General features: G+C 56.2%; 24 protein-coding genes. 17 read left to right on the top strand and 7 right to left on the bottom strand.

Features of this window, described 5'->3' with window-relative positions:
* Positions 1-242: 242 nt before the first annotated feature.
* Complete coding sequence (gene purM, locus QN359_RS13285; protein WP_322249536.1) at positions 243-1,286, bottom strand: phosphoribosylformylglycinamidine cyclo-ligase; 1,044 nt, start codon at positions 1,284-1,286, stop codon at positions 243-245.
* 159 nt (positions 1,287-1,445) lie between these two features.
* Here purM and QN359_RS13290 point away from each other — a divergent pair, with 159 nt between their 5' ends.
* The 17 genes from QN359_RS13290 (at position 1,446) to kdpE (ending at position 17,573) form a co-directional block, all read left to right on the top strand.
* Positions 1,446-2,531, top strand: a complete 1,086-nt coding sequence (locus QN359_RS13290; protein WP_322249537.1) for an AI-2E family transporter — start codon at positions 1,446-1,448, stop codon at positions 2,529-2,531.
* Positions 2,528-3,202 carry a DnaA regulatory inactivator Hda gene (hda, locus tag QN359_RS13295; protein WP_322249538.1) on the top strand — a complete coding sequence of 225 codons (675 nt, stop codon included), beginning with the start codon at positions 2,528-2,530 and terminating at the stop codon, positions 3,200-3,202. The genes QN359_RS13290 and hda overlap by 4 nt, the downstream gene beginning before the upstream one ends.
* A 14-nt stretch (positions 3,203-3,216) precedes the next feature.
* Entirely contained in the window at positions 3,217-3,891 is a 675-nt protein-coding gene (locus tag QN359_RS13300; RefSeq protein WP_322249539.1) for an HAD family hydrolase, read from the top strand.
* Complete coding sequence (pcnB, locus tag QN359_RS13305) at positions 3,888-5,246, top strand: polynucleotide adenylyltransferase PcnB (RefSeq protein ID WP_322249540.1); 1,359 nt, start codon at positions 3,888-3,890, stop codon at positions 5,244-5,246. The genes QN359_RS13300 and pcnB overlap by 4 nt, the downstream gene beginning before the upstream one ends.
* Positions 5,243-5,728, top strand: a complete 486-nt coding sequence (folK, locus tag QN359_RS13310) for a 2-amino-4-hydroxy-6-hydroxymethyldihydropteridine diphosphokinase (protein ID WP_322249541.1) — start codon at positions 5,243-5,245, stop codon at positions 5,726-5,728. The genes pcnB and folK overlap by 4 nt, the downstream gene beginning before the upstream one ends.
* A gap of 30 nt (positions 5,729-5,758) precedes the next feature.
* Positions 5,759-6,106 carry a DMT family protein gene (locus QN359_RS13315; RefSeq protein WP_322249542.1) on the top strand — a complete coding sequence of 116 codons (348 nt, stop codon included), beginning with the start codon at positions 5,759-5,761 and terminating at the stop codon, positions 6,104-6,106.
* Positions 6,107-6,194: 88 nt separating this feature from the next.
* Positions 6,195-7,007, top strand: a complete 813-nt coding sequence (gene panB, locus QN359_RS13320) for a 3-methyl-2-oxobutanoate hydroxymethyltransferase (protein ID WP_322249543.1) — start codon at positions 6,195-6,197, stop codon at positions 7,005-7,007.
* Between the two features lie 2 nt (positions 7,008-7,009).
* On the top strand, positions 7,010-7,717 hold the full coding sequence (locus QN359_RS13325) for an ABC transporter permease (protein WP_322249544.1): 708 nt from the start codon (positions 7,010-7,012) through the stop codon (positions 7,715-7,717).
* Entirely contained in the window at positions 7,714-8,361 is a 648-nt protein-coding gene (locus tag QN359_RS13330) for an ABC transporter ATP-binding protein (protein ID WP_322249545.1), read from the top strand. Before QN359_RS13325 ends, QN359_RS13330 begins: the two co-directional genes overlap by 4 nt.
* Positions 8,362-8,519: 158 nt before the next feature.
* Positions 8,520-9,290: a TorF family putative porin gene (locus tag QN359_RS13335; protein ID WP_322249546.1), complete on the top strand. Its 771-nt coding sequence runs from the start codon at positions 8,520-8,522 to the stop codon at positions 9,288-9,290.
* Positions 9,291-9,423: 133 nt separating this feature from the next.
* Complete coding sequence (locus tag QN359_RS13340) at positions 9,424-9,516, top strand: potassium ABC transporter ATPase (RefSeq protein WP_322249547.1); 93 nt, start codon at positions 9,424-9,426, stop codon at positions 9,514-9,516.
* Positions 9,513-9,602, top strand: a complete 90-nt coding sequence (gene kdpF / locus QN359_RS13345; protein ID WP_322249548.1) for a K(+)-transporting ATPase subunit F — start codon at positions 9,513-9,515, stop codon at positions 9,600-9,602. The genes QN359_RS13340 and kdpF overlap by 4 nt, the downstream gene beginning before the upstream one ends.
* Positions 9,602-11,407 carry a potassium-transporting ATPase subunit KdpA gene (kdpA, locus tag QN359_RS13350; RefSeq protein ID WP_322249549.1) on the top strand — a complete coding sequence of 602 codons (1,806 nt, stop codon included), beginning with the start codon at positions 9,602-9,604 and terminating at the stop codon, positions 11,405-11,407. The genes kdpF and kdpA overlap by 1 nt, the downstream gene beginning before the upstream one ends.
* 18 nt (positions 11,408-11,425) lie before the next feature.
* A complete protein-coding gene (gene kdpB / locus QN359_RS13355) occupies positions 11,426-13,507 on the top strand; it encodes a potassium-transporting ATPase subunit KdpB (RefSeq protein WP_322249550.1) in 2,082 nt (693 codons plus the stop codon).
* A gap of 15 nt (positions 13,508-13,522) precedes the next feature.
* Entirely contained in the window at positions 13,523-14,092 is a 570-nt protein-coding gene (gene kdpC, locus QN359_RS13360; RefSeq protein WP_322249551.1) for a potassium-transporting ATPase subunit KdpC, read from the top strand.
* A gap of 77 nt (positions 14,093-14,169) precedes the next feature.
* Positions 14,170-16,875 carry a DUF4118 domain-containing protein gene (locus QN359_RS13365; protein ID WP_323493218.1) on the top strand — a complete coding sequence of 902 codons (2,706 nt, stop codon included), beginning with the start codon at positions 14,170-14,172 and terminating at the stop codon, positions 16,873-16,875.
* Positions 16,876-16,877: 2 nt separating this feature from the next.
* Complete coding sequence (gene kdpE, locus QN359_RS13370) at positions 16,878-17,573, top strand: two-component system response regulator KdpE (protein WP_322249553.1); 696 nt, start codon at positions 16,878-16,880, stop codon at positions 17,571-17,573.
* Positions 17,574-17,588: 15 nt separating this feature from the next.
* Here kdpE and QN359_RS13375 read toward each other — a convergent pair whose 3' ends face one another.
* The 6 genes from QN359_RS13375 to QN359_RS13400 form a co-directional block, all read right to left on the bottom strand.
* Entirely contained in the window at positions 17,589-18,290 is a 702-nt protein-coding gene (locus QN359_RS13375) for an SDR family NAD(P)-dependent oxidoreductase (RefSeq protein WP_323493219.1), read from the bottom strand.
* Positions 18,281-18,511, bottom strand: a complete 231-nt coding sequence (locus QN359_RS13380) for a TIGR02450 family Trp-rich protein (protein WP_322249555.1) — start codon at positions 18,509-18,511, stop codon at positions 18,281-18,283. The genes QN359_RS13375 and QN359_RS13380 overlap by 10 nt, the downstream gene beginning before the upstream one ends.
* 310 nt (positions 18,512-18,821) lie before the next feature.
* On the bottom strand, positions 18,822-19,598 hold the full coding sequence (locus QN359_RS13385) for a glycosyl hydrolase (RefSeq protein ID WP_322249556.1): 777 nt from the start codon (positions 19,596-19,598) through the stop codon (positions 18,822-18,824).
* A 20-nt stretch (positions 19,599-19,618) separates the two neighbouring features.
* On the bottom strand, positions 19,619-21,157 hold the full coding sequence (locus QN359_RS13390) for a cryptochrome/photolyase family protein (RefSeq protein WP_322249557.1): 1,539 nt from the start codon (positions 21,155-21,157) through the stop codon (positions 19,619-19,621).
* Between the two features lie 9 nt (positions 21,158-21,166).
* Positions 21,167-21,835, bottom strand: coding sequence for a carbonate dehydratase (gene can / locus QN359_RS13395; protein WP_322249558.1), 669 nt, complete (start codon positions 21,833-21,835; stop codon positions 21,167-21,169).
* Between the two features lie 101 nt (positions 21,836-21,936).
* Positions 21,937-22,542 carry a chalcone isomerase family protein gene (locus QN359_RS13400; RefSeq protein ID WP_322249559.1) on the bottom strand — a complete coding sequence of 202 codons (606 nt, stop codon included), beginning with the start codon at positions 22,540-22,542 and terminating at the stop codon, positions 21,937-21,939.
* Positions 22,543-22,549: the final 7 nt, after the last annotated feature.

Raw genomic sequence — 22,549 nt, forward strand, 5'->3', positions numbered from 1 at the left:
ACCACCACCACCACCACAGGCAGTCAGAAGAGCGGCGAGACACAGCGGAACAAAGAGAATTTTCATGAATGGGCAATCTGGCAGCAATGCGTCGATGTCAGGACAAGTGCCCTGATGCAAAGTTAATTGTATAGCAATCTATCGAGTGTATCGCGCGTCAGGCAAAAAAAATTGCCCTCGCTACAACAGTAGGCGAGGGCAATCTTTGTGTGCGCTGACTGCCGCACACGAACTGAATTAAATTAAATCACGATGGTCTGATGCTCAGCACCGACACGCGCACGGATTTCGCCGATGCGGCTGACCGTCTCGCCGGAAGCCGTGAGATGAGCGATGGCTGCGTCAGCCTGATCGGCGGCGACGATGACAACCATGCCGATACCGCAGTTGAACACCCGGTGCATTTCCGCATCGGCGACGCCGCCATGCTGCTGCAACCAGGTAAACAACGGTGGCATGACCCAACTGTCTTTATGTAATACGGCGGTGAGCGTATCACCCAACACGCGCGGCACATTTTCGACCAAGCCACCGCCGGTGATATGCGCCATGCCTTTGACTTCCATCGCTTCGAGCAGCGCCAGCAGCGGCTTCACATAGATACGCGTCGGTGCCATGAGCGTGTCGCCCAGCGTGCGGCCATGGAAATCGCCTTGCAGATCAGGTTGGGCCACTTCGATGATCTTACGGACCAAGGAAAAACCATTGGAGTGAATACCGGAGGAAGCCAAACCGAGGATCACATCACCGGGCATGATTTTGCTGCCATCGATGATTTTCGATTTTTCCACGGCACCGACGGCGAAACCGGCTAAATCGTATTCACCGTTCGGGTACATACTCGGCATTTCAGCCGTTTCGCCGCCGATGAGAGCGCAACCGGCTTGCTCGCAACCGAAGGCGACACCCTTGATGACGGCAGTGGCAGTGGCGACATCGAGTTTGCCGCAAGCGAAATAATCGAGGAAAAACAAGGGTTCGGCACCCTGCACCAGAATATCATTGACACTCATGGCGACCAGATCGATGCCGACCGTATCGTGTTTATTGAGATGAAACGCCAGCTTGAGCTTGGTGCCGACACCATCGGTACCGGAAACCAGCACCGGTTCTTTGAATTTTTTGCTGACTTCAAACATGGCGCCGAAACCGCCAATGCCAGCCATGACGCCTTCGCGCATTGTGCGTTTGGCAAAAGGTTTGATGGCATCGACCAAGGCGTCGCCGGCGACCATATCGACACCAGCGTCGGCGTAAGAGAGAGAAACAGAAGGAGAAGTGCTCATGATAGTCGTCAGTAGGGGCTTGAGGCGGTAAAATAGAGGAAGGGCCGGAAAAACGCCGGCAACAACGCTATTTTAACAAAATGACCGCATCTTGACCGATATTTGGACAAGACGTGATAAAACAATGATTTTACTGACTTTCATTCCGACTCTCTGACCATGCCTTTTTCTTTTTCAAGCGAACAAAAACAATCGCTGCTGTGGCTGCTGCTCGGTGCCGCTCTGCTGAGCTTGTTCGCTTTACTCGGCCCGGTACTGATGCCCTTCATCGTCTCGGCGATTCTGGCTTACGTGCTCAACCCTTGGGTCGACAAACTGTGCGCGCTGCGGCTGCGCCGCTTGCGTCTGCCGCGCGCCGTGGCGGCGAGCTTGCTGATCGTATTCGTCATGGCGTCGGGCTTGGCGATGCTGCTCATTATCGTGCCTATCCTGCAGCAGGAAGCACCGCAGTTACAAGCCCAAATTCCACGCTTCTTCGACAAGTTTGATCAAGTCATCGCCCCCCTGCTGGCCAAATATGGCTACACCATCCGCCTCGACAGTACCGGCATCAAAGCCTTGTTAGCCGAACAAATGGCCGGCAGCGGCGATGTCATCGGCAAAGCCATCCTCTCCTCGATCCGCGTCGGCGGTACGGCAGTGCTCGGCATGGTTGCCAATCTGTTGTTAATTCCCATCGTTTTATTTTATTTGTTGCTCGATTGGCATCCATTGATGCAGCGACTGGCGAATTTCATCCCGCGCCGCTTTGTGCACGGTGCCACCGCTGCCATCATCGAAGTTGATGATATCTTGGCGCAATACTTGCGCGGCCAAATTCTGGTCATGTTGGTCTTGGCGGCCTATTATTCGATCGCACTGTCGATCGCGCGCTTCGATCTGGCCTTACCAGTCGGTCTCATCACCGGTTTTTTGGTGTTCATTCCCTACCTCGGTTATGGCTTGGGCTTGGCGCTGGCCTTGGTTGGCGCGATTTTACAGTTCAACGGCTTCGAGGGTTTGCTCGCGGTCGCGATCATTTACGGCATCGGCCAAGTGCTGGAATCATTTTTCCTCACCCCGCGCTTGGTCGGCGAACGGATCGGTCTGAACCCGCTGACGGTAATTTTCGCCCTGATGGCGTTCGGCCAGTTATTCGGCTTCATCGGCGTGCTGGTGGCCTTACCGGCCTCGGCCATTATTTCCGTCGCCGTGAAACACTTACGCATTGCCTACCTTAACAGCTCTTTTTATCGCCAGTCATGAGGCAATTACTATTAGATCTTGATGCGCAAAAACTGCCATCGCTGACCACCTTCGTGGTCGGACAAAACGCTGAACTCGCGCAATTGCTCGATTTATTTTCCCAGCGTATCGCCAGCCAGTATGGCGAGCGCTCGGTCTATTTATGGGGTCAGGCCGGGGCCGGTAAAACACATTTACTACATGCCTTGGCCGATGATGGCGCGGCGCGTTACATTCCTTTCAATGCCCCCGAGAGCGCGTTCGACTTCAGCGAAGAGGTCAGCCTCTACCTGATTGACGATTGTGATTTACTCTCGCCGCTCAATCAGATCGCCGCATTCAATCTGTTCAATGAGGCGCGCGCCCATGGTGGCTTTCTGATTGCGGCCGGTAATCACCCGCCAATGATACTCACGGTACGCGACGATTTACGCACGCGTTTGGGCTGGGGCTTGATTTATCAGCTGCACGGACTGACCGACGAAGATAAAATCGACGCTTTGGAGCGTTCTGCGCATGCGCGTGGCATTCAATTGTCTGCCGGCGTGTTACCCTACCTGATTACGCACTATCAGCGCGACATGAGTTCGCTGTCGGCCATGCTCGATCACCTCGACCATTACTCATTGGTGACGAAACGGCCGATCACTCTGCCGCTGCTGCGCGAATTAATGCTGCAACAACAGCCCTGAACAAGAACCGGAACATGCGCGACTTAGCCTTATTCGACCTCGACCACACCCTGCTCCCCATCGATTCCGATTATGAATGGGGGCAGTTTTTATGCCGCGTCGGCGCCGTCGACGCCGCGCTTTTCGCCGCCCGCAATGCCACTTTCTTCGCCCAATACCAGGCTGGTACGCTCGACCCGGTCGAGTATCTGGAGTTCGCACTCGGCACGCTGGCACAGTTTCCACGCCCGCGACTCGATCAGTTGCACGCGCAATTCATGCAAGAAGTGATACAGCCGGCGCTGCTGCCGGCCGCGTTCGACTTGCTGCAGCGGCATCGCGATGAGGATGATCTCATCGCCATCATCACCGCCACCAACCGCTTCGTGACCGCACCGATCGCCGCCGCGCTCGGGGTTACGCATTTGCTGGCGGCCGAACCGGAAGGCTATGAAACCGGTACGCTGAGCGGAAAACTGCTCGGCGTGCCGACTTCCGGGCGCGGTAAAGTAATCCACCTGCACGACTGGTTAGCCAGCCGCGGCACCAGCTTGGAGGCTTTCCCGCGCAGTTATTTTTACAGCGATTCGCACAACGATATCCCTTTACTCGAGGTCGTGACCAATCCGGTCGCCACCAACCCGAATGCCAGTTTGCGCGCCCATGCGTTGGCACACGGCTGGCCTCAAATCAACCTGTACCCGCAATGATCAAGAAATTTATTCGCAAAATCCTCGGCGTGAGTAATCCGACTGAGTCTGGCCAAGCCAACCGCAAGCCGACCGTACTCTCGGCCAAAGAACACGGCATCAACCCGCAGTTGGTGTCGGCCAATGCGCTGCGTGTGACGCAAACGCTGCAAGACAATGGCTATAAGGCTTTCGTGGTCGGCGGCGCGGTGCGTGATTTACTCACCGGCGTCAAGCCCAAAGATTTCGACATCGCCACCAATGCCACGCCGGAACAAGTCAAACGCCTGTTCCGCCGCGCCTTCATCATCGGCCGACGGTTTCAAATCGTGCATGTGATGTTCGGCCAGGATTTGCTCGAAGTGACCACCTTCCGCGGTCCATCCAACGAAGCGGCACCGAAAGACGAGCATGGCCGCGTCTTGCGTGACAATACCTTCGGCGAACAACACGACGATGCCGTGCGCCGCGACTTCACCGTCAATGCCATGTATTACGATCCAGCTACCGAAACCGTGCTCGATTATCACGGCGGTATGAAAGACATACGCAAAAAAGTCTTGCGCATCATCGGCGTGGCCGAAGCGCGCTATCGTGAAGATCCGGTACGCATGCTGCGCGTGGTCCGCTTTGCCGCCAAATTACAATTCAGTATCGATGCTGCGACCCGTGCGCCGATCGCCGTCATGGCACCTTTGATCAATAATGTGCCGGCCGCGCGCGTGTTCGATGAAATGCTCAAACTGCTGACCAGCGGTCATGCGATGGCTTGCCTGCAGCAATTGCGCAAAGAAGGCTTGCATCATGGTTTGATGCCGCTGCTCGACGTGGTGCTGGAACAACCGCATGGCGAAAAATTCGTCACGCTGGCACTGGCCAATACCGATGAACGCGTCTTGCAAGGCAAACCGGTGTCACCAAGCTTCCTGTTCGCCGCCCTGCTGTGGCACCAAGTGGTGGAAAAATGGGATGCCTACAAAGCCGCCGGTGAATTCTCGATACCGGCACTGCACTTAGCCGCCGACGATGTACTCAATACTCAAACCGATGCACTGGCCATACAGCGTAAGGTCGGCGCTGATATGCGCGACATCTGGGCGATGCAGCCGCGCTTTGAAAAACGGATCGGCAAAACGCCGTACAAAGTGCTTGAGCATCCGCGCCTGCGCGCCGGTTACGATTTTCTGTTATTGCGCTGCGCTTGCGGTGAAATCGAGGCCGAAATCGGTACTTGGTGGACTGATTTCATCAACGGCAATGAAGACCAGCGCGAACAGTTAATTCAGAGTAAACCGAAAACACCGGCCGCCGCCGGTCCGGCCAAAAAACGCAAGCCGCGCCGCCGCAGCCCGGCCGCCAGCACGCCGGCAGAATGATTACCACGTATATCGGAATCGGTGCCAATCTCGGTGCCGCCGCCGACATGGTGACGCATGCCTTGGCCGAACTGGCACGCTTGCCCGGCGTACAGCTGCTGCAGGCTTCGCCGCGTTACGCCAGTGCACCGGTCGACGCCGTCGGTGATGATTACGTTAATGCCGTCGCCGCCTGCGCTACCACGCTGAGCGCCGAGGCTTTGTTAGCGAGCTTGCAGGCGCTGGAACTGGCTTGCGGCCGCGAACGCTCATATCGCAATGCCCCACGCACGCTCGACCTCGACATTCTGCTCTACGGCCAGCAGCACATCGTCAGCGCACACTTAGTTGTGCCGCATCCGCGCCTGTGTCAGCGCGCCTTCGTGCTACGGCCTTTGCTCGATCTGGCACCGGATATTGTCATCCCCGGGCAAGGCCCGGCACAAAGCTTTTTGGCCGGCGTCGCCTCGCAACGTATTCGCCTGCTTGAGCGCGCACACTGAATTTCCTCCACCAACCGGCAAGGCCCGCACATGCACATCCCCGTAATCTGGCAAACTGTAGGCTTGCTGGCTCTGTCAAATGTCTTCATGACTGTGGCGTGGTACGGCCATCTTAAAAATCTGGCCGGCAAGGCTTGGTGGGTCGCCGCACTGATCAGTTGGAGCATCGCGCTATTTGAATACTTGTTACAAGTACCGGGCAACCGTATCGGCTACACCGAATACAGCTTGGCGCAGTTGAAGATTTTGCAGGAAGTGATCACGCTCGTGGTATTTGTGCCGTTTGCCATGCTGTATATGGATCAGCCGTTCAAACTCGACTTTGTTTGGGCCGGGCTGTGCATGGTCGGCGCCGTATATTTTATTTTCAGAAACTGAGCTGTGCCCAGCGCGCACATCGAAGGTAAGCAATCAACCGCTGTCAGATCATAAACAAACCGACGACAGCATTACTTTGGAGTAGATAATGGCTAACTATTTGGAAGACCGCAAAGCGGTCAGCGTTCCATCCCTGCTGCAGATGCGCGCACAGGGTGACAAAATCACCATGCTCACCTGTTATGACGCCAGCTTTGCGGCGCTGATGGATCGTTGTGGCGTCGAGGTTTTGCTGATCGGTGATTCACTCGGCATGGTTTGTCAGGGGCATAACTCGACCCTGCCGGTGACGCTGGCCGATATTGCCTACCATACCGCAGCGGTGGCACGTGGTAACAACAAAGCCTTGCTGGTGGCCGATATGCCGTTCGGCAGTTATGCCACTCCCGAGGCCGCCTATGCCAATGCCGTACAACTGGTACAAGCCGGTGCCCAAATGGTAAAACTCGAAGGCGGCACCTGGCTGGTGCCGGTAATTCGTTTTCTTACCGAGCGCGCGATTCCGGTGTGCGCCCACCTCGGTTTGACACCGCAATCGGTGCATCAACTCGGTGGTTATAAAGTGCAAGGCAAAACCTCGGCAGCGGCCGATTTACTCAAAGCCGAAGCACTGGCAGTACAAGCGGCCGGGGCGACGCTGCTGGTGCTCGAAGCCATTCCTGCAGCCTTAGGCAAGGAAGTCACCGACAGCCTGAGCATTCCTACCATCGGCATTGGGGCTGGCGTCGATTGCTCCGGCCAAGTATTGGTCATGCATGACTTGCTCGGCGTCTTCCCCGGCCATAAGGCGCGTTTCGTGAAAAACTTCATGGATGGCCAAACCAGCATCGATGCGGCCGTGCTGGCCTACGTCAGCGCCGTAAAACAGCAGAGCTTTCCGGCCGCTGAACACAGCTTCTGAACATGGAAATCGGCGCGGCGGTTCGGCAAGCCTTGTTCCTGTTATTAACAGGAGATGCAGACTTATGGACCATCATCGCCGTCACGCTGAAAACCTCACTGATCGGCCTGTGTCTGGCACTGGCACCGGCCATCGTCGGCGGCTACCTGATCGCCAGCCATCGCTTTGCCGGCCGCCGTATTCTGATTTGGCTGGTGCAGGCAGCCTTATCGCTGCCGACCGTACTAATCGGTTTGTTATTGTATTTACTGCTGAGTCGGCAAGGCCCGCTTGGCAATTGGCACTGGTTGTTCAGCCAATCCGGCATCATCGCCGGGCAAGCGCTGATTGCCATACCGGTGCTGACTGCCTTCACCCTCAGCGCGGTGCAGGCGGCTGATCCACGCTTGGCAGAAACCGCCGTTACACTCGGTGCCACACGCTGGCAAGTGATGGTGAAAATTTTGTACGAAGTACGCTTCGGTGTGATGGCGGCGGTCATCAACGGTGCCGGCCGGGTGTTGTCGGAAGTCGGTTGCGCCATGATGGTCGGTGGGAATATCGCTGGCGTGACCCGCACCATCACGACGGCAATTGCACTCGAAACCAGCAAGGGCGAATTCGCCGCCGGGATTGCCTTGGGCCTGGTGCTGATCGTGCTGGCCTTGCTGCTCAATGCCGCCCTCATGCTCTTGCAAGGCGATACCAGTCACGCGGAGCAAGGACAATGAAGCCCTTGCTACACTTGCGAGAAATCCGCAAATCCTTCGGCACGCGTCGCTTGCTCGACATCGAAGAACTACGCATCGCCCATGCTCAGACTTACATACTGACGGGCATGAATGGCAGTGGCAAAAGCAGTTTGCTGCGCATCTTGGCCGGCCTCGAGAGCGCCAGCATCAGCAGTTGTCACTACGATGGCCAAGCCTGTGCGCTTACCCCCTACCCGCGCCGGCTGCGCCAAGAAGTCGTCTATGTGCATCAGCATCCCTTGATGTTTTCCGGCAGCGTGGCCGCCAACATCGCCTATGGTTTGCGTTTGCAGGCCGCGCCGGATTGCGCGGCGCGCGTCGAACAAGCGATGGATTGGGCTGGCGTTATGCATTTACAAGATCAGGCCGCGAGCACGCTGTCGGGCGGCGAAAAGCAACGCGTCGCACTGGCACGCGCCTTGGTGCTGCGACCGCGCTTGCTGCTGCTCGATGAACCGACTGCCAACCTCGACGGCAGCGCACGCGAACAAGTCATCGCCCTACTCGCCACTTTAACCACGGCCGGCAGCAGCGTGGTCTTGGTTTGCCACGACCGCGAATTGATTGCCCTGCCCGACGTGCAGCGTTGGAAATTACGCGACGGTCAGCTCGAAATGCGTTAAGGAGACGCAGCTTGCATGCGGTACAAGGAGGTAGATTAAATTCTGCGCTTCCTTAACACCATCTATATACTGACGCCCGCGCTCTTTGCACTATCTTGATATGGCACTGTCTATGCTGTCGATTCCCACCCATGCGGTGCTAACGACAGGATTTTTTCATGAACCACGCCTTACCAATGCTGGCGCTGTGCGCCACGCTGTTTGCCACTGCTGCTGCGGCGGCCGACGAAGTCAAAGCCGAGACCGAACTGAGCTTTAATGCTGCCCTGACGAGCGACTACCGCTATCGTGGCATCTCGCAAACTCGTCTGCAAGCGGCGGCACAAGGCGGCGCCGATATCAACCACAATCCCAGCGGTTTGTATGCCGGCACCTGGTTATCGACGATCAGCTGGATCAAGGATACGCCGGCGGCTGGCAGCACACCACTGGAATGGGATGTGTACGTCGGTAAAAAGGGCCAGATCAATGCCGCGCTTTCTTATGATGTCGGCTTGCTCGGCTATCTCTATGTGCATAACCATCTCGATCAAGTCGGCCTCAATGATGCCAATACCTTGGAAATTTACGGCCAAATCGGGGTCGGCCCGGCTTATCTGAAGTACTCGCACGCGAGCACACCTTTGTTCGGTCTGGTCGACAGCAAACACAGCGGCTATCTCGATGTTGGTGCCAACATCGACCTGCGCCCCGGGCTGGTCCTCAATCTGCATGTCGGTTACCAGAAAGTCCATGGGATCAACAGCGCTGTCGCCAGTTACCATGATTTCAAAATCGGCCTGTCACAAGAAGTCACGCAACTCGACGGCGCGGTACTCAGCATCGCAGCGGTAGGCACGAATGCTGATCAGACCTTTTATGCTTCCCCGGTCAATGGCAAATTCATGGGTAAGAACGCACTGGTTCTGATGCTGAGCAAAAGCTTCTGACGGCAACATCGTCGCGGTAGTAAGGCGCGCTGGGCGTTTACACAATCTTTACACCACAGCGCCCAAGCTATACGACATCTTTACCGACGTTTGCTTATTGTGTGCTGACTGTCACCACTCTCACGGAGTCCTTATGGAATTTTTATACTTGGCCGGCATCGCCGTGTTCGCCGCCAGCAGCTTTGGCCTGATTGCCGGCTGCAGCCTGCTCGGAGGCGGCGTATGAGCCTGTTTCAACTGATCGCGGCCGTAGCCGCCGCCTTGTTGTTCATCTATTTGGTGTATGCCTTGCTCAAACCGGAGGCCTTCTGATGAACCATTCTGCTTTTTTCCAAATCGCCTTGTACATGACGGTGCTGACTATCCTGGCGGTGCCGCTGGGACGCTATATCAAGCAAGTCATGCAAGGCGAACGCAACCTGCTGACACGCTTGCTGCAGCCGCTGGAACGGCTGTTATACCGACTTGGCGGCATCCGCGCCGAGGAGGAAATGAGCTGGAAGCAGTATGCCATCGCCGTCCTCGCCTTCAACCTGCTCGGGGTGTTGGCGGTATATGGACTACAACGTCTGCAACTGCAACTGCCTTTGAATCCGCAAGCCTTCCCGGCAGTCAGCGTCGATTCCTCTTTCAATACTGCCATCAGCTTTGTCACCAATACTAATTGGCAAGGCTATACGCCGGAAGCGAGCATGAGTTATCTGACGCAGATGCTCGGTCTGTCGGTACAGAATTTTCTTTCTGCCGCCACCGGTTTGGCCGTTGCAATCGCCTTGATACGTGGCTTTGCACGTCACAGCATGGCTGGCATCGGCAATTTCTGGGTCGACCTGACACGCGGCACGCTGTACCTGCTGGTGCCGCTGGCCTTGGTGTTTGCCCTTGCTTTCATGAGCCAAGGCGTGATCCAAAATTTCAGCGCTTATGAAACCGCGCACACCGTGGAAAAACTCGCTTACAGCACGCCACAAGTCGACGCTGCTGGCACACCCATGCTCGATACCGCCGGTGCACCCTTGCTGCAAGCGCACAGCAGTACCACCCAGACTTTACCTATGGGTCCGGTGGCCTCGCAAGAAGCGATTAAAATGATCGGCACCAATGGCGGCGGCTTTTTCAACGCCAACTCGGCGCATCCGTTTGAAAATCCAACGCCGCTGACTAATTTTTTGCAAATGCTGGCGATTTTTCTGATCCCGGCCGCGCTCTGCATCAGCTTCGGTTTGATGGTCGGTGATGGGCGTCAGGGTTGGGCGATTTTCGCCGTCATGAGCGTCTTGTTTGTCGCTCTCGCCGGCACCGCCATGTATGCCGAACAACAGGGTAATCCCTTGTTCACGCAACTCGGCCTCGACCAAAGCATGAGCCTGATGCAAGCGGGCGGCAATATGGAAGGCAAGGAAAGCCGCTTCGGCATCGCCGCTTCGGGCTTGTTTGCCACCATTACCACGGCCGCATCCTGCGGTGCCGTCAATGCCATGCATGATTCCTTCACACCGCTGGGCGGCATGGTGCCACTGGTATTGATGCAGCTCGGGGAAGTAGTGTTCGGCGGCGTCGGTGCCGGTATGTACGGCATGTTGATTTTCGCGATTCTGGCGGTGTTTATCGCCGGCCTGATGATCGGTCGCACACCGGAATATTTGGGGAAGAAAATCGAAGCCTTCGAAATCAAGATGATCGCCATCACCATATTGATCGGCCCTTTGTTGGTGTTGGTCGGCAGCGCGCTGTCAGTCAGTCTGGCTGCTGGCGTGGCCGGCATCGCCAATCCCGGTGCACACGGTTTCAGTGAAATTCTGTATGCCTTCGTGTCGGCGGCGAATAACAATGGCAGCGCCTTTGCCGGTCTCTCCAGTAATACGCCGTATTACAACGTGATGCTGGCCATTGCCATGTGGTTTGGACGCTTCTGTATCATCATCCCGATTCTGGCCACCGCCGGCTCCTTGGCGCGCAAAAAACGCCTGACTGCTACCGCCGGCACACTGCCTACCCATGGTCCGCTGTTCGTCATGCTGCTGCTCGGTACCATCGTCATCGTCGGTGCCCTCACCTATATCCCGGCGCTGGCGCTCGGTCCGGTGGTCGAACATTTGATCATGCTGTCGCACTAGAATTTCAGAAAGCAAAATATGAGTCATACAAACGAACTGTCTTTGCTCACTGCGAGCATCGTCAAACCCGCGATGGTCGATGCCTTGCGCAAGCTGCAGCCGCAAATTCAAATGAAAAACCCGGTCATGTTTGTGGTCTACGTCGGCAGTATTTTGACCACAGCCCTGACGGTACAAGCCTTTATCGCCGAGGGTGAAGCGCCGGCCGGCTTCATCCTGGCGGTCAGCCTGTGGCTATGGTTTACGGTCTTGTTTGCCAACTTCGCCGAAGCCTTGGCGGAGGGGCGCAGCAAAGCCCAGGCGGAATCACTGCGCGGTGCCAAGCAAGATGTGCGCGCCAAAAAGCTCAATGTAGCCAAACGCGATGCGACGCAAATGCTGGTCAGTGGTGCCAGTCTGCGTAAGGGCGATATCATCTTGATCGAAGCCGGCGATGTGGTGCCGGCTGACGCTGAAGTGATCGAAGGCGTGGCCTCGGTCGACGAATCGGCGATTACCGGCGAATCGGCACCGGTGATCCGTGAATCGGGCGGCGATTTCAATGCCGTCACGGGCGGCACCAAGGTGCTGTCGGACTGGATCATCGTGCGCGTCTCGGTCAATCCCGGCGAGGCCTTTCTCGATCGTATGATCGCCATGGTGGAAGGGGCGAAACGTCAAAAGACCCCGAATGAAATCGCCCTGACCATTTTATTGGTGGCCTTAACGATTGTGTTTCTGCTGGCAACCGTCACCCTGCTGCCATTTTCGCAATTCGGTGTGCTCGCGTCGGGCGGCGGCCGGGCGGTCAGCATTACGGTACTGGTGGCCTTGTTAGTGTGCCTGATTCCTACCACCATCGGCGGCTTGCTGTCAGCCATCGGTGTCGCCGGTATGAGTCGTATGATGCAGGCCAATGTGATTGCCACTTCGGGCCGGGCGGTGGAAGCGGCCGGCGATGTGGATGTATTATTGCTCGATAAAACCGGCACGATTACCCTCGGCAATCGTCAGGCCTGTGCCTTTTATCCAGCACCGGGCGTGAGCGAAGATGAATTGGCCGATGCCGCACAATTGTCATCACTGGCCGATGAAACACCGGAAGGCCGCAGCATTGTGATTCTGGCCAAGCAAAAATTCGCGCTCCGGGAACGCGATATCGGCGCGCTCGGCGCGGTATTCATTCCCTTCACGGCACAAACCCGCATGAGCGGCGTCGATCTGCAGCAGGGCGGCGTGCAGCGTGCGATACGCAAGGGTTCAGTTGAAGCCACCCGCAGCTACTTTACCGCCCTCGGCCACAGCTTCCCGCTGGCTGTCACCGAACGGGTTGAGCAAGTGGCCCGTCAAGGCAGCACGCCTTTGGTAGTAATCGACGATCAACGCGTAATGGGTGTGGTCGAGCTCAAGGATATCGTCAAAGGCGGCATCAAAGAACGCTTCGCCGAATTGCGCAAAATGGGTATCAAAACCATTATGATCACCGGGGATAATCGCTTGACCGCGGCGGCGATTGCCGCTGAAGCTGGCGTCGATGATTTTCTGGCCGAAGCAACGCCGGAAGACAAACTCAAACTGATCCGTTCGTATCAAGCCGAAGGCAAACTGGTGGCGATGACCGGTGATGGCACCAATGATGCACCGGCCTTGGCCCAGGCCGATGTCGCCGTAGCGATGAACAGCGGCACCCAGGCGGCCAAGGAAGCCGGCAATATGGTCGATCTCGATTCTAACCCGACCAAGCTGATCGAGATCGTCGAAATCGGTAAGCAAATGCTGATGACGCGCGGCTCGCTGACGACCTTCAGTATCGCCAACGATGTGGCGAAATATTTCGCCATCATTCCAGCCGCTTTCGCCAGCACTTACCCGCAGCTTAATGCCCTCAACCTGATGCAGCTCAGCAGCCCGGCCAGCGCCATCATGTCGGCGGTGATTTTCAATGCCCTCATCATCGTGTTTTTAATTCCTTTGGCGTTAAAAGGAGTGAAATATCGCGCCCTCGGTGCCGCCCTGCTGTTGCGTCGCAATTTGCTGGTGTATGGTCTCGGCGGTCTGATCGTTCCCTTCATCGGCATCAAACTCATCGACCTCATCCTGACGCTGTTCGGTCTGGTATAAACAGGAATCATCATCATGAAACTCTTACGTCCCCTGCTGGTTTCCTTCTTCACCCTCTCTTGTCTCACCGGCTTACTGTACCCGCTGGTAGTCAGCGGCATCGGCCAAGTGGCCTTCAGTGATCAAGCCAACGGCAGCCTCATCATCGAGCATGGCAAGGTCGTCGGTTCACGCCTGATCGGCCAAAATTTTTCCGCTCCTGAGTATTTTTGGGGTCGGCCTTCGGCCGCCGGAACCTTTGCTTACAATGGTATGTCTTCCGGCGGCTCCAATCTGGGTCCGACCAATCCGGCCCTCAAAGCAGCGCTGGAAGAGCGCATCAAAGCGCTGCGCGCCGCCGATCCCAGTAATACCTTGGCGATTCCGGTCGACTTGGTGACGGCTTCCGGCAGCGGCCTCGACCCTGAAATCAGTCCGGCCGCAGCGGCCTATCAAATTGCTCGCGTCGCGCGGGCACGGGGCCGCAGTTCGGCGCAAATCACTGCACTGGTCGCCGAACACAGCGTCGGCCCGCAACTAGGCTTGTTCGGTGAAGCACGCGTGAATGTATTGGAATTGAATCTGGCACTCAATAAAATGCGGTAAGCTGCGCTAAGCTAAGTCCTACGCTGGTGCATAACTGCGCCGGCACCCGAATAATCCTACTATGATGAGCAGTAATGATGACCGCGCGCCCCGATCCCGATGCCTTGCTCGATAAAATTCAACGCGAAGAACACAAGCAGCAACGTGGCCGCTTAAAGATTTTTTTCGGTGCCTGCGCCGGCGTCGGCAAAACCTATGCGATGCTGGCGGCCGCCCATGCGCAAATCAAGACTGGTGTCGATGTCGTGGTGGGGGTAGTCGAAACGCATGGCCGCCAAGAGACCCTGCAAATGACGCGCGAGTTGACGCTGCTGCCGCTGCGACAGATCGAATACAAACAAAAATTTCTCGCCGAATTCGATCTCGACGCTGCGTTGGCGCGCCGCCCCGAGCTGATTTTGATCGATGAGCTGGCGCATTCGAATGTCGTCGGTTCGCGCCATGCCAAGCGTTGGCAAGATATCGAAGAATTACTGGTGGCCGGCATCGATGTCTATACCACCGTCAATGTTCAACATTTAGCCACGCTCAATGATGTGGTTGGCCAAATCACTGGCGTGCGCGTGTGGGAAACGGTACCCGATCAGTTTTTCGATTTAGCCGATGAAATTACCCTGGTCGATCTGCCACCCGATGAATTACTGCGGCGTTTGAAGGATGGCAAAGTTTATCTGGAACAGCAGGCGCAGCGCGCGGCGAAAAATTTTTTCCGTAAAGGTAATCTGATCGCCTTGCGCGAACTGGCGCTGCGGCGTACCGCCGATCAAGTCGATGTGCAAATGCGCGATTACCGCGCCGACCAAGCTATCAATCAAGTTTGGCAAGCCAAAGAGCGGCTGCTGGTCTGCATTGGTCCCGATGCCAGCGCCAGCAAGTTAGTACGCGGCGCGGCACGCCTGGCCGCGAGCTTGCGGGCCGATTGGATCGCCGTCTATGTCGAAACGCCGCAGTTACAAAATCTCGGCAAGGTACAGCGCGAAGCCATCGTCAAGACGCTCAAGTTGGCGCAGGAACTCGGAGCCGAAACGACTACTCTGGCCGGTGAACATCTGCCAACTTTATTACTCAGTTATGCCAGCAGTCGCAATGTTTCCAAGCTGGTGGTCGGCAAGTCGCTGCGCCCGCTGTGGCAACGCTTACTGCGTAACAGTTTGGCCGACGAACTGGCGAACCGCAGCAGCACGATCGATGTGGTGATGGTGGGGCATGACCAGGTGGTCGGCAGCAGTCGCGGCGGCATGGCGGCAGCCTATTTTTTAAGTGGAGAAAGCAAGACCCCGACCGGCATCCGCGCTTATTTGTGGAGCGCCGCACTGTGTCTCGCTGCCACCTTGGTCTGCGCCGGGCTGACACATATTTTTGATTTAGCCAATGTGGTCATGCTGTACTTGCTCACGGTGGTGTTCGTGGCGATACGCTTCGGCCGTGGCGCTTCGGTACTCGCCTCGTTTCTCAGTGTGGCGGCGTTTGATTTCTTTTTCGTGCCACCACGTTTTTCTTTCAGTGTCAGCGACAGCCAGTATTTATTCACTTTCGTGATCATGTTGGCCGTTTCTCTGACTATCAGTAATCTGATGGCCAATCTGCATTTTCAAGCACGCATCGCGCAGTCGCGCGAACGCCGCGCTGATGCGCTCTACACCATGACGCGTGCGCTCTCGGGGGCGCTGATGGTGGAACAAATTCTGGAAATCAGCATTGCCCATCTGGCACCGATTTTCCATGCCCGCATCGCCGTCTTGCTACCCGATAGTCATGAGAATGTACGCGACCCCATCGTCGCCGGCAGCCATGCCGCCGACTTGACAGAACTCGACAACAGCGTAGCGCAGTGGGTGTATCAACATGCCCAGCCGGCCGGGCTTGGCACGCCCACGTTGCCCTCGAATGCCGTGCTGTATTTGCCGCTACAAGCGCCGATGCGCACCCGCGGCGTGTTAGCCATTGCCCCGCTCGATCCCGAGCAAATTTTTCAACCGGAACAGCAGCAATTGCTCGATACCTTCGCCGGTCAGATCGCGCTGGCGCTGGAACGTGTCCATTATGTCGAGGTAGCGCAGGACGCCCTGCTCAACATCGAAGCCGAACGGCTACGCAATTCTCTGCTATCGGCCATTTCGCATGATTTGCGCACGCCACTGACCGCCATCGTCGGCTTGGCCAGCACCTTGCACGAGCAAAGCGAGCTGGCACCGGCCACGCGTGCCGAACTGAGCCGGGCGATTCACGAAGAAGCGCTGCGGATGAGCGGCTTGGTCGCCAATTTGCTCGATATGGCACGCTTACAATCAGGTAAAATTCAATTGAACAGCCAGTGGCAACCACTCGAAGAAGTGGTCGGCAGCGCACTGCGGGCCTGCCGCCATAGCCTCACCGGCTGGCCGGTAGAGACGCAGATTCCAGCCGATTTGCCACTGCTATACTTCGACGCAGTATTATTGGAACGGGTCTTGTGCAATCTGCTCGAAAATGCGGCCAAATACGGGGCCGGCAGCATCAGCGTCAGCGCCGCCAAACATGCCGCCGAAGTCTGGGTCAGTGTCACTGACCATGGCCCGGGGTTGCCGGTGGGGGTGCCTATTTTTGAAAAATTCACGCGCGGTACTATGGAATCAGCCAGCCCCGGCGTCGGCTTGGGCTTGGCGATTTGCGCGGGCATCATCAGCGCGCATGGCGGTAAAATATGGGCGGAAGATTTACCGGGCACGGATGGCCACTCAGGTGGTGCCCGCTTCTATTTTTCACTGCCACTCGGGAATGCTCCTGAAATAGAAACCGAATAGCCATGAGCGAAAGTAAAATTCACATTGTCTTGATCGAGGATGAAAAACAGATACGCCGTTTTCTCAGCGCCGCGCTGGAAGCCGAAGGCATGCAAGTGTATGAAAGTGAAACCGGCAAGCAAGGTTTGATCACTTGCGCCACGCGCAAACCGGATTTACTCATCGTCGATCTCGGCCTGCCCGATATGGATGGCATCGCCGTCATCCGCGATGTGCGCAGTTGGAGTGACGTGCCCATCATCGTCCTCTCGGCGCGCACCCTGGAACAAGAAAAAGTGGCGGCGCTCGATGCCGGTGCCGATGATTACCTGAGCAAACCGTTCGGCGCGGCAGAATTGATTGCGCGTATCCGCGCCCATATGCGTAGACGTCAGCCGCTCAATGCGCTGGCCGATGCGAATTTTATCTTCGGCGATATCGTTATCGATTTTTCCCTGCGCAGCGTCACACGGGCCGGGCTGGCCGTGCATCTGAGCCCGCTCGAATACCGGCTGCTGTGTGTTTTGGCACGCAACGCCGGCAAAGTCCTGACGCACCGTCAATTACTCAAGGAGGTATGGGGGCCGAACCACTCTGAGAGCAGCCACTATCTGCGTATTTATATGGCCAATCTGCGCCAAAAACTCGAGCAGCAACCGGCTCAGCCCAAGTACTTTCTGACCGAAACCGGGGTCGGTTATCGCCTGATCACGCAATAAGCGCCGCGCCTGCACTCACCAAGCTAACTCACTGTCATCGTAAGCATAAAAGCGCCCCGATTGCGCCGCCGTTTTAGCATCGATGACGGCCAGCATTTCCGCCGCCGCCACCAGCGCCGGACGCGCACCGGCACCGCCGCGAAACGGTTGCGACAGCGCCGAGCTGACGGTACCGGGATGCAGTGCCAGCAGCACCGCGTTGGGTGCGGTGCGACGCAATTCTATCGCAGCAGTTTTGATCAGCATATTGAGCGCCGCTTTCGAGGCGCGATAACTGTACCAGCCACCGAGACGATTGTCGCTGATGCTGCCAACCTTGGCCGACAGCAGCGCCATCACGCCGCGCTGCGGATCGAGCAAAGGGCTGAAATGCCGCATCAGCAGCGCCGGCCCGAAGGTATTGGCTTCGAAAGTAGCACGCAGTTGCGCATAACTGAGTTCGGCCAGTTTTTTCTCGGGCATGAATTGCTCGGTATGCAGCAGGCCGCTGGCATTGATGATCAGATGGAACGGGCCGCGCGTGCTGACGGCTGCGGCTGCCGCCGCGATGCCGGCTTCATCAGCGAAGTCCAGCGCTGGCTCGGAATGTCGGTGCAGCGCCGTCAGCTCGGCACCGGCTTGGCTGAGTAACTCGACGAAAGCACTACCGATAGCCCCGCTGGAACCGATCACCAGTGCGCGCAGTGGCGTAGGGAAGGAAGTAAGCATCATAGCCATCCGCGCCGCCATTGCGTTTCATCGAGCAGCGATTGCCATGGCACGATGCGCCGTGCGCCGCTGTACACCGCTTCGATTTCTAGCTGTTCGATGGGCGCGTCTGGGGTGTTTGGTGCGTCCGGCGTGATCAGGCGCGTGACCAGAAAATGCTTTTGTTTGGCGACGATGTCGAGTGCAGTCCATTTCGACTGCAGCATTTTTTTCACTTGCGTGGCGTGCATGAATTGTCCTTCTTTAACAACTTAATGGATCGTCGCAAGCGACGATGGAAAAGACTCTGGAAGGGGTTTGCATCCCCTCCCATCGCGTCGCTCCTTCGTCGCTCACCGGCCTGAAGGCCGGGGTTTCAAACCCTAGTCAGATTTTTGATCAATGTGGCAAGGAAGTGTTGATGCATGATAACAGGCATGTGTCGATTGTAAGGGATGCGCGATTTTTGCGTATGACAGGGCGTGTTTTGCAGACAAGCTGGCATACCTACTTGGGAGTATCAGCTACGATATCGCTCAAACTTTCACAGGAGTGCACACATCAATTGGCCTGCGCATATGCTTTCCCTGTCGCCGTCAGCGCACCCTGCTGATCAAACAAAGCCGAACTACCGACTTTGGCATCATGCCAGGCAAATGCCTGCACACAGGCTTGCTGATTCATCCACGACACCGTCGTGCGGATGAATTGATTGACTTCTGCCTGGCTGAATTTATCGGGATGGAGACGACCGTTAGCCGCCGTAGAGGGCGCGAATTCCGTCACCCATACCGGTTTGCCATAAGTGTCGCAGACGGCTTGAATATCCTTGATAAATTTCTTGGCGTCGATGCCTTTATACCAATGCACGGTCACAAAATCGACTTTGGGATAAGCCTTCATGAAGGCCGGCAGCCACGTACCACTGACGGGATTACCGGCCATCGCCGGGCTGCCGAGCCTTGCGGCTTTTTGACTCAACTGCGGCCAATATTGCAGCGCCTCGGGCACGGACAAGGCCGCTTGTTTGGCATTATCCGGCTCATTAAAGCCGAGCACCGTATCGGTATGGATGGGCTGATTCAGGCTGCGTGGAGAAAAAATCATCGGTACAAATTTGACCGGAGTCGTGATGGCCGTTTGCGCGCTCCAGTTATAAAACCAACTAAGCTGCAGCGCTTCTAATTGCGCCGCACCGAGACCGCTTTTCTCTGCCAGCCCGAGGCCTTTTTTATTACCACCATGTTCGGGCTGCACCGGATCTTCATACGCTTGGCACAGTGTCGCCGCAGTCAACAATGCGGCGATCAAGAGAAAGTGTTGGTTTGCTCGTGGCATATTTGTTTCCAGACAGACGCTTACAACTGCTCAAGATTGACACGCCAATACTCGGCTTGCGCGGTGATTTGTTGACGCATGTCAGGATCCATTTTACGCAATTGTGGGTACACCATGCCAATGCGCGGATTGCTCGCCAATTTATCTTCATTGCGACTGAAAAAATCCCAGTACAAGGCATTGTAGGGACAAGCGCGTTCACCGATACGCTGCTTCTTATCGTAATGGCAGCCTTTACAATAGTCGCTCATTTTATCGATGTAGGCGGCGGCACTGACATAGGGCTTGGTCGCCAGCATGCCGCCATCGGCAAATTGGCTCATGCCCAGAGTATTGGGCAATTCCACCCATTCGAAGGCATCGATGTAAATACCGAGATACCAGCGGTGTAAGGCGGCCGGGTCCAAGCCGGCTAACAAGGCGAAGTTACCAATCACCATTAAGCGTTGAATGTGGTGCGCATGGGCTTGTTGCAGCGATTGTTGCAGCACGCTCGCCACGCAGCGCATCTTGGTCGCACCGCTCCAAAACCAACTCGGCAGCGGCCGCTGGTGCTGAAAAAAATTCTCTTCTTCATAGCCGGGCATGCGCGCCCAATACACGCAACGTATGTATTCGCGCCAGCCGAGGATCTGGCGAATATAGCCTTCGGCCGCCGCCAGCGGGGCGTGGCCGGCGCGTGTCGCGGCCTCGACCCTTTGCACCACTTCGTAAGGGGCGAGCATCTTGGTATTGAGGGCAAACGACAACAGCGAATGAAACATACGCCAGGCATGCACACTCATGGCATCTTGAAATTGCCCGAAATAGGGCAAGCCATGCTCGATGAAAGCATCAAGCTGCTGCAGCGCTTCGCTACGATTCAATACCCAGCCGAATTGTTCGGCATTCGGCGCACCGAAACTGGCCACGCCGGCGGCTGTGATGGTTTGCCATAATTGGCTATGATCATGCCGTGGCCGGCGGTCGACCGGCTCAGCCGGCACACCTTTCCAGCTACCACGGTTGTCGGCATCAAAATTCCACTGGCCGCCGAGCGGCTGCTCGTCATCATCGAGTAAGACCCGGTATTGTTTGCGCAAACTGCGGTAAAAATGCTCCTGCAACCATTTCTTACGTCCGGCAAACAATTGCGTGCCGCTATCACGCTCGGTATAGAAGTGTTCGCTGCCGACCATGCTCACGCTGACACCGTCCGGACGATACGCCGCCAGATGCTGATCTAGCCGATATTCATCAGGAGCTTGGTAATCGATATGGTTGGCCGCATACTGCGCCAGCAGCAGATCAAGATTGCCAGCAAAACTATGACGGTTAGCCACGTCATCGATGGCCAGATAGTGAACGCGATGGCCAGCAGCTTGCAACTGACGCGCAAAATCACGCATGGCGGCGAAGATGGCCAGAATTTTTTGTGCATGATGCAGCACATAATCGGTTTCGGAGCGACATTCCATGAGCACATACAAAATCGTCTCATCGCATTGTCGAAACCAACTATGCTGCGGCGACAACTGATCACCGAGGATCAGGCGCAGGCGACTGGTGGTGGCGGTCATCGTCAGCTCCTAGGCTTGATAGCGCAACAAACTCGCTTCAACTTGTGCCGCCAGCACGTCTTGTGAGGCAATCGACATGCCCAATTCATTGAGCAAACCATCTTGCAAGCCGTAGACCCAACCGTGCACAGTCAAGGGCTGCTCACGTAACCAGGCATCTTGCACTACTGTGGTTTGACAGACATTGACGACTTGTTCGATCACATTGAGTTCACATAAACGCTCACTGCGTTCACGCATGGAGAGCGTTTCACCGAGATACCGTTCATGCTTTTGATGCACGTCTTGCACATGGCGCAGCCAATTATCGGCCAGGCCGACGCGTCGTCCGGTCATGGCAGCATGCACGCCGGAGCAGCCATAATGACCACAAATAATGATATGTTTCACGCCGAGCACGTCGACGGCAAATTGTAAAACCGACAGGCAATTAAGATCGGAATGTACGACGACATTGGCGATATTGCGATGAACGAATAATTCTCCGGGCAATAAGCCGAGCAATTCATTGGCCGGCACTCGGCTGTCAGAGCAGCCTATCCACAAGTATTCAGGATTTTGTTGGGCGGCGAGTTTTTTGAAAAAATCAGCATCTTTACTGCGTATCGCCTGAGCCCACAGTCGATTATTTTCGAATAGTTGCGCTGGACTTAATTCTTTACGCATTTGGTCTGTCATCATCTGGCCCTGTATTTGAAACAGGCGTGATTTTAACCTTTCTGGCCGCGCTGCGCCCGGACTTGGCGCAAACTATATCAGTCCGGTCGCTGTCGGGCAGATTAACGGAAGGTGCTGCGTCCTTCGCTCTCGGCCAGCATGGCTTTCTTGAGACCGCTGTCGACCGGGCTTTCACCGAGCCAGATGCGCAGCAAGGCGTTGTAAAATGCGATATCGGGGTACGGTTCGCCCATTTTTTTGCCATTCAAAGAAACGATGGTGCCCACGCCAGGAATCCAATCATTGGTCATGATATCGCCTTTTTTCAGTTCCGGTACCGAAGCAAACAGCTCGCCGAAACGCAGAAATTGCGACGTCAGTTTTGATTTTTCGACTTTATCAGTATTTTTACGAATGCCATCCATGAAACCACGGCCAAAATCTTCATTGCTCAGGTCGCGCAACATGACGATGGTGACACGTCGAGGCCCGGCTGCGGCCAGCACTTCAGGAACCGTGGTTTTTTTCTCGGTCAAATACAGGCCGGCCACATAGACTTTGAATATCGCCTTGTAGCGGATGCCGGCACCATTGAGTTTCAATTCGGTATTGGCCACATGCACCGTGTCATCGAGCTTGATGCCGGCGACTTCGGTGGCAGTTGACAAGGTAGCGCTGACAGCAAGCAACAGCGCCAGGATACAGCGAGGGTAAGCGTGGTAGTTCATTACATGT

Origin of the sequence: Undibacterium sp. 5I2, from assembly GCF_035019605.1 — a bacterium.
Classification (GTDB): Bacteria; Pseudomonadota; Gammaproteobacteria; order Burkholderiales; family Burkholderiaceae_D; genus Undibacterium.

Excerpts from the sequence above, each read along its gene's own strand:
- folK (WP_322249541.1), top strand. The coding sequence starts at position 5,243 with ATGATTACCACGTATATCGGAATCGGTGCCAATCTCGGTGCCGCCGCC.
- purM (WP_322249536.1), bottom strand. The coding sequence starts at position 1,286 with ATGAGCACTTCTCCTTCTGTTTCTCTCTCTTACGCCGACGCTGGTGTC.
- kdpA (WP_322249549.1), top strand. The coding sequence starts at position 9,602 with ATGAACCATTCTGCTTTTTTCCAAATCGCCTTGTACATGACGGTGCTG.
- can (WP_322249558.1), bottom strand. The coding sequence starts at position 21,835 with ATGACAGACCAAATGCGTAAAGAATTAAGTCCAGCGCAACTATTCGAA.
- kdpF (WP_322249548.1), top strand. The coding sequence starts at position 9,513 with ATGAGCCTGTTTCAACTGATCGCGGCCGTAGCCGCCGCCTTGTTGTTC.
- kdpB (WP_322249550.1), top strand. The coding sequence starts at position 11,426 with ATGAGTCATACAAACGAACTGTCTTTGCTCACTGCGAGCATCGTCAAA.
- QN359_RS13380 (WP_322249555.1), bottom strand. The coding sequence starts at position 18,511 with ATGCACGCCACGCAAGTGAAAAAAATGCTGCAGTCGAAATGGACTGCA.
- QN359_RS13330 (WP_322249545.1), top strand. The coding sequence starts at position 7,714 with ATGAAGCCCTTGCTACACTTGCGAGAAATCCGCAAATCCTTCGGCACG.
- QN359_RS13390 (WP_322249557.1), bottom strand. The coding sequence starts at position 21,157 with ATGACCGCCACCACCAGTCGCCTGCGCCTGATCCTCGGTGATCAGTTG.
- QN359_RS13300 (WP_322249539.1), top strand. The coding sequence starts at position 3,217 with ATGCGCGACTTAGCCTTATTCGACCTCGACCACACCCTGCTCCCCATC.
- pcnB (WP_322249540.1), top strand. The coding sequence starts at position 3,888 with ATGATCAAGAAATTTATTCGCAAAATCCTCGGCGTGAGTAATCCGACT.
- kdpC (WP_322249551.1), top strand. The coding sequence starts at position 13,523 with ATGAAACTCTTACGTCCCCTGCTGGTTTCCTTCTTCACCCTCTCTTGT.
- QN359_RS13365 (WP_323493218.1), top strand. The coding sequence starts at position 14,170 with ATGACCGCGCGCCCCGATCCCGATGCCTTGCTCGATAAAATTCAACGC.
- QN359_RS13325 (WP_322249544.1), top strand. The coding sequence starts at position 7,010 with ATGGAAATCGGCGCGGCGGTTCGGCAAGCCTTGTTCCTGTTATTAACA.
- QN359_RS13375 (WP_323493219.1), bottom strand. The coding sequence starts at position 18,290 with ATGGCTATGATGCTTACTTCCTTCCCTACGCCACTGCGCGCACTGGTG.
- QN359_RS13340 (WP_322249547.1), top strand. The coding sequence starts at position 9,424 with ATGGAATTTTTATACTTGGCCGGCATCGCCGTGTTCGCCGCCAGCAGC.
- hda (WP_322249538.1), top strand. The coding sequence starts at position 2,528 with ATGAGGCAATTACTATTAGATCTTGATGCGCAAAAACTGCCATCGCTG.
- QN359_RS13290 (WP_322249537.1), top strand. The coding sequence starts at position 1,446 with ATGCCTTTTTCTTTTTCAAGCGAACAAAAACAATCGCTGCTGTGGCTG.
- QN359_RS13385 (WP_322249556.1), bottom strand. The coding sequence starts at position 19,598 with ATGCCACGAGCAAACCAACACTTTCTCTTGATCGCCGCATTGTTGACT.
- QN359_RS13335 (WP_322249546.1), top strand. The coding sequence starts at position 8,520 with ATGAACCACGCCTTACCAATGCTGGCGCTGTGCGCCACGCTGTTTGCC.
- kdpE (WP_322249553.1), top strand. The coding sequence starts at position 16,878 with ATGAGCGAAAGTAAAATTCACATTGTCTTGATCGAGGATGAAAAACAG.
- QN359_RS13400 (WP_322249559.1), bottom strand. The coding sequence starts at position 22,542 with ATGAACTACCACGCTTACCCTCGCTGTATCCTGGCGCTGTTGCTTGCT.
- QN359_RS13315 (WP_322249542.1), top strand. The coding sequence starts at position 5,759 with ATGCACATCCCCGTAATCTGGCAAACTGTAGGCTTGCTGGCTCTGTCA.
- panB (WP_322249543.1), top strand. The coding sequence starts at position 6,195 with ATGGCTAACTATTTGGAAGACCGCAAAGCGGTCAGCGTTCCATCCCTG.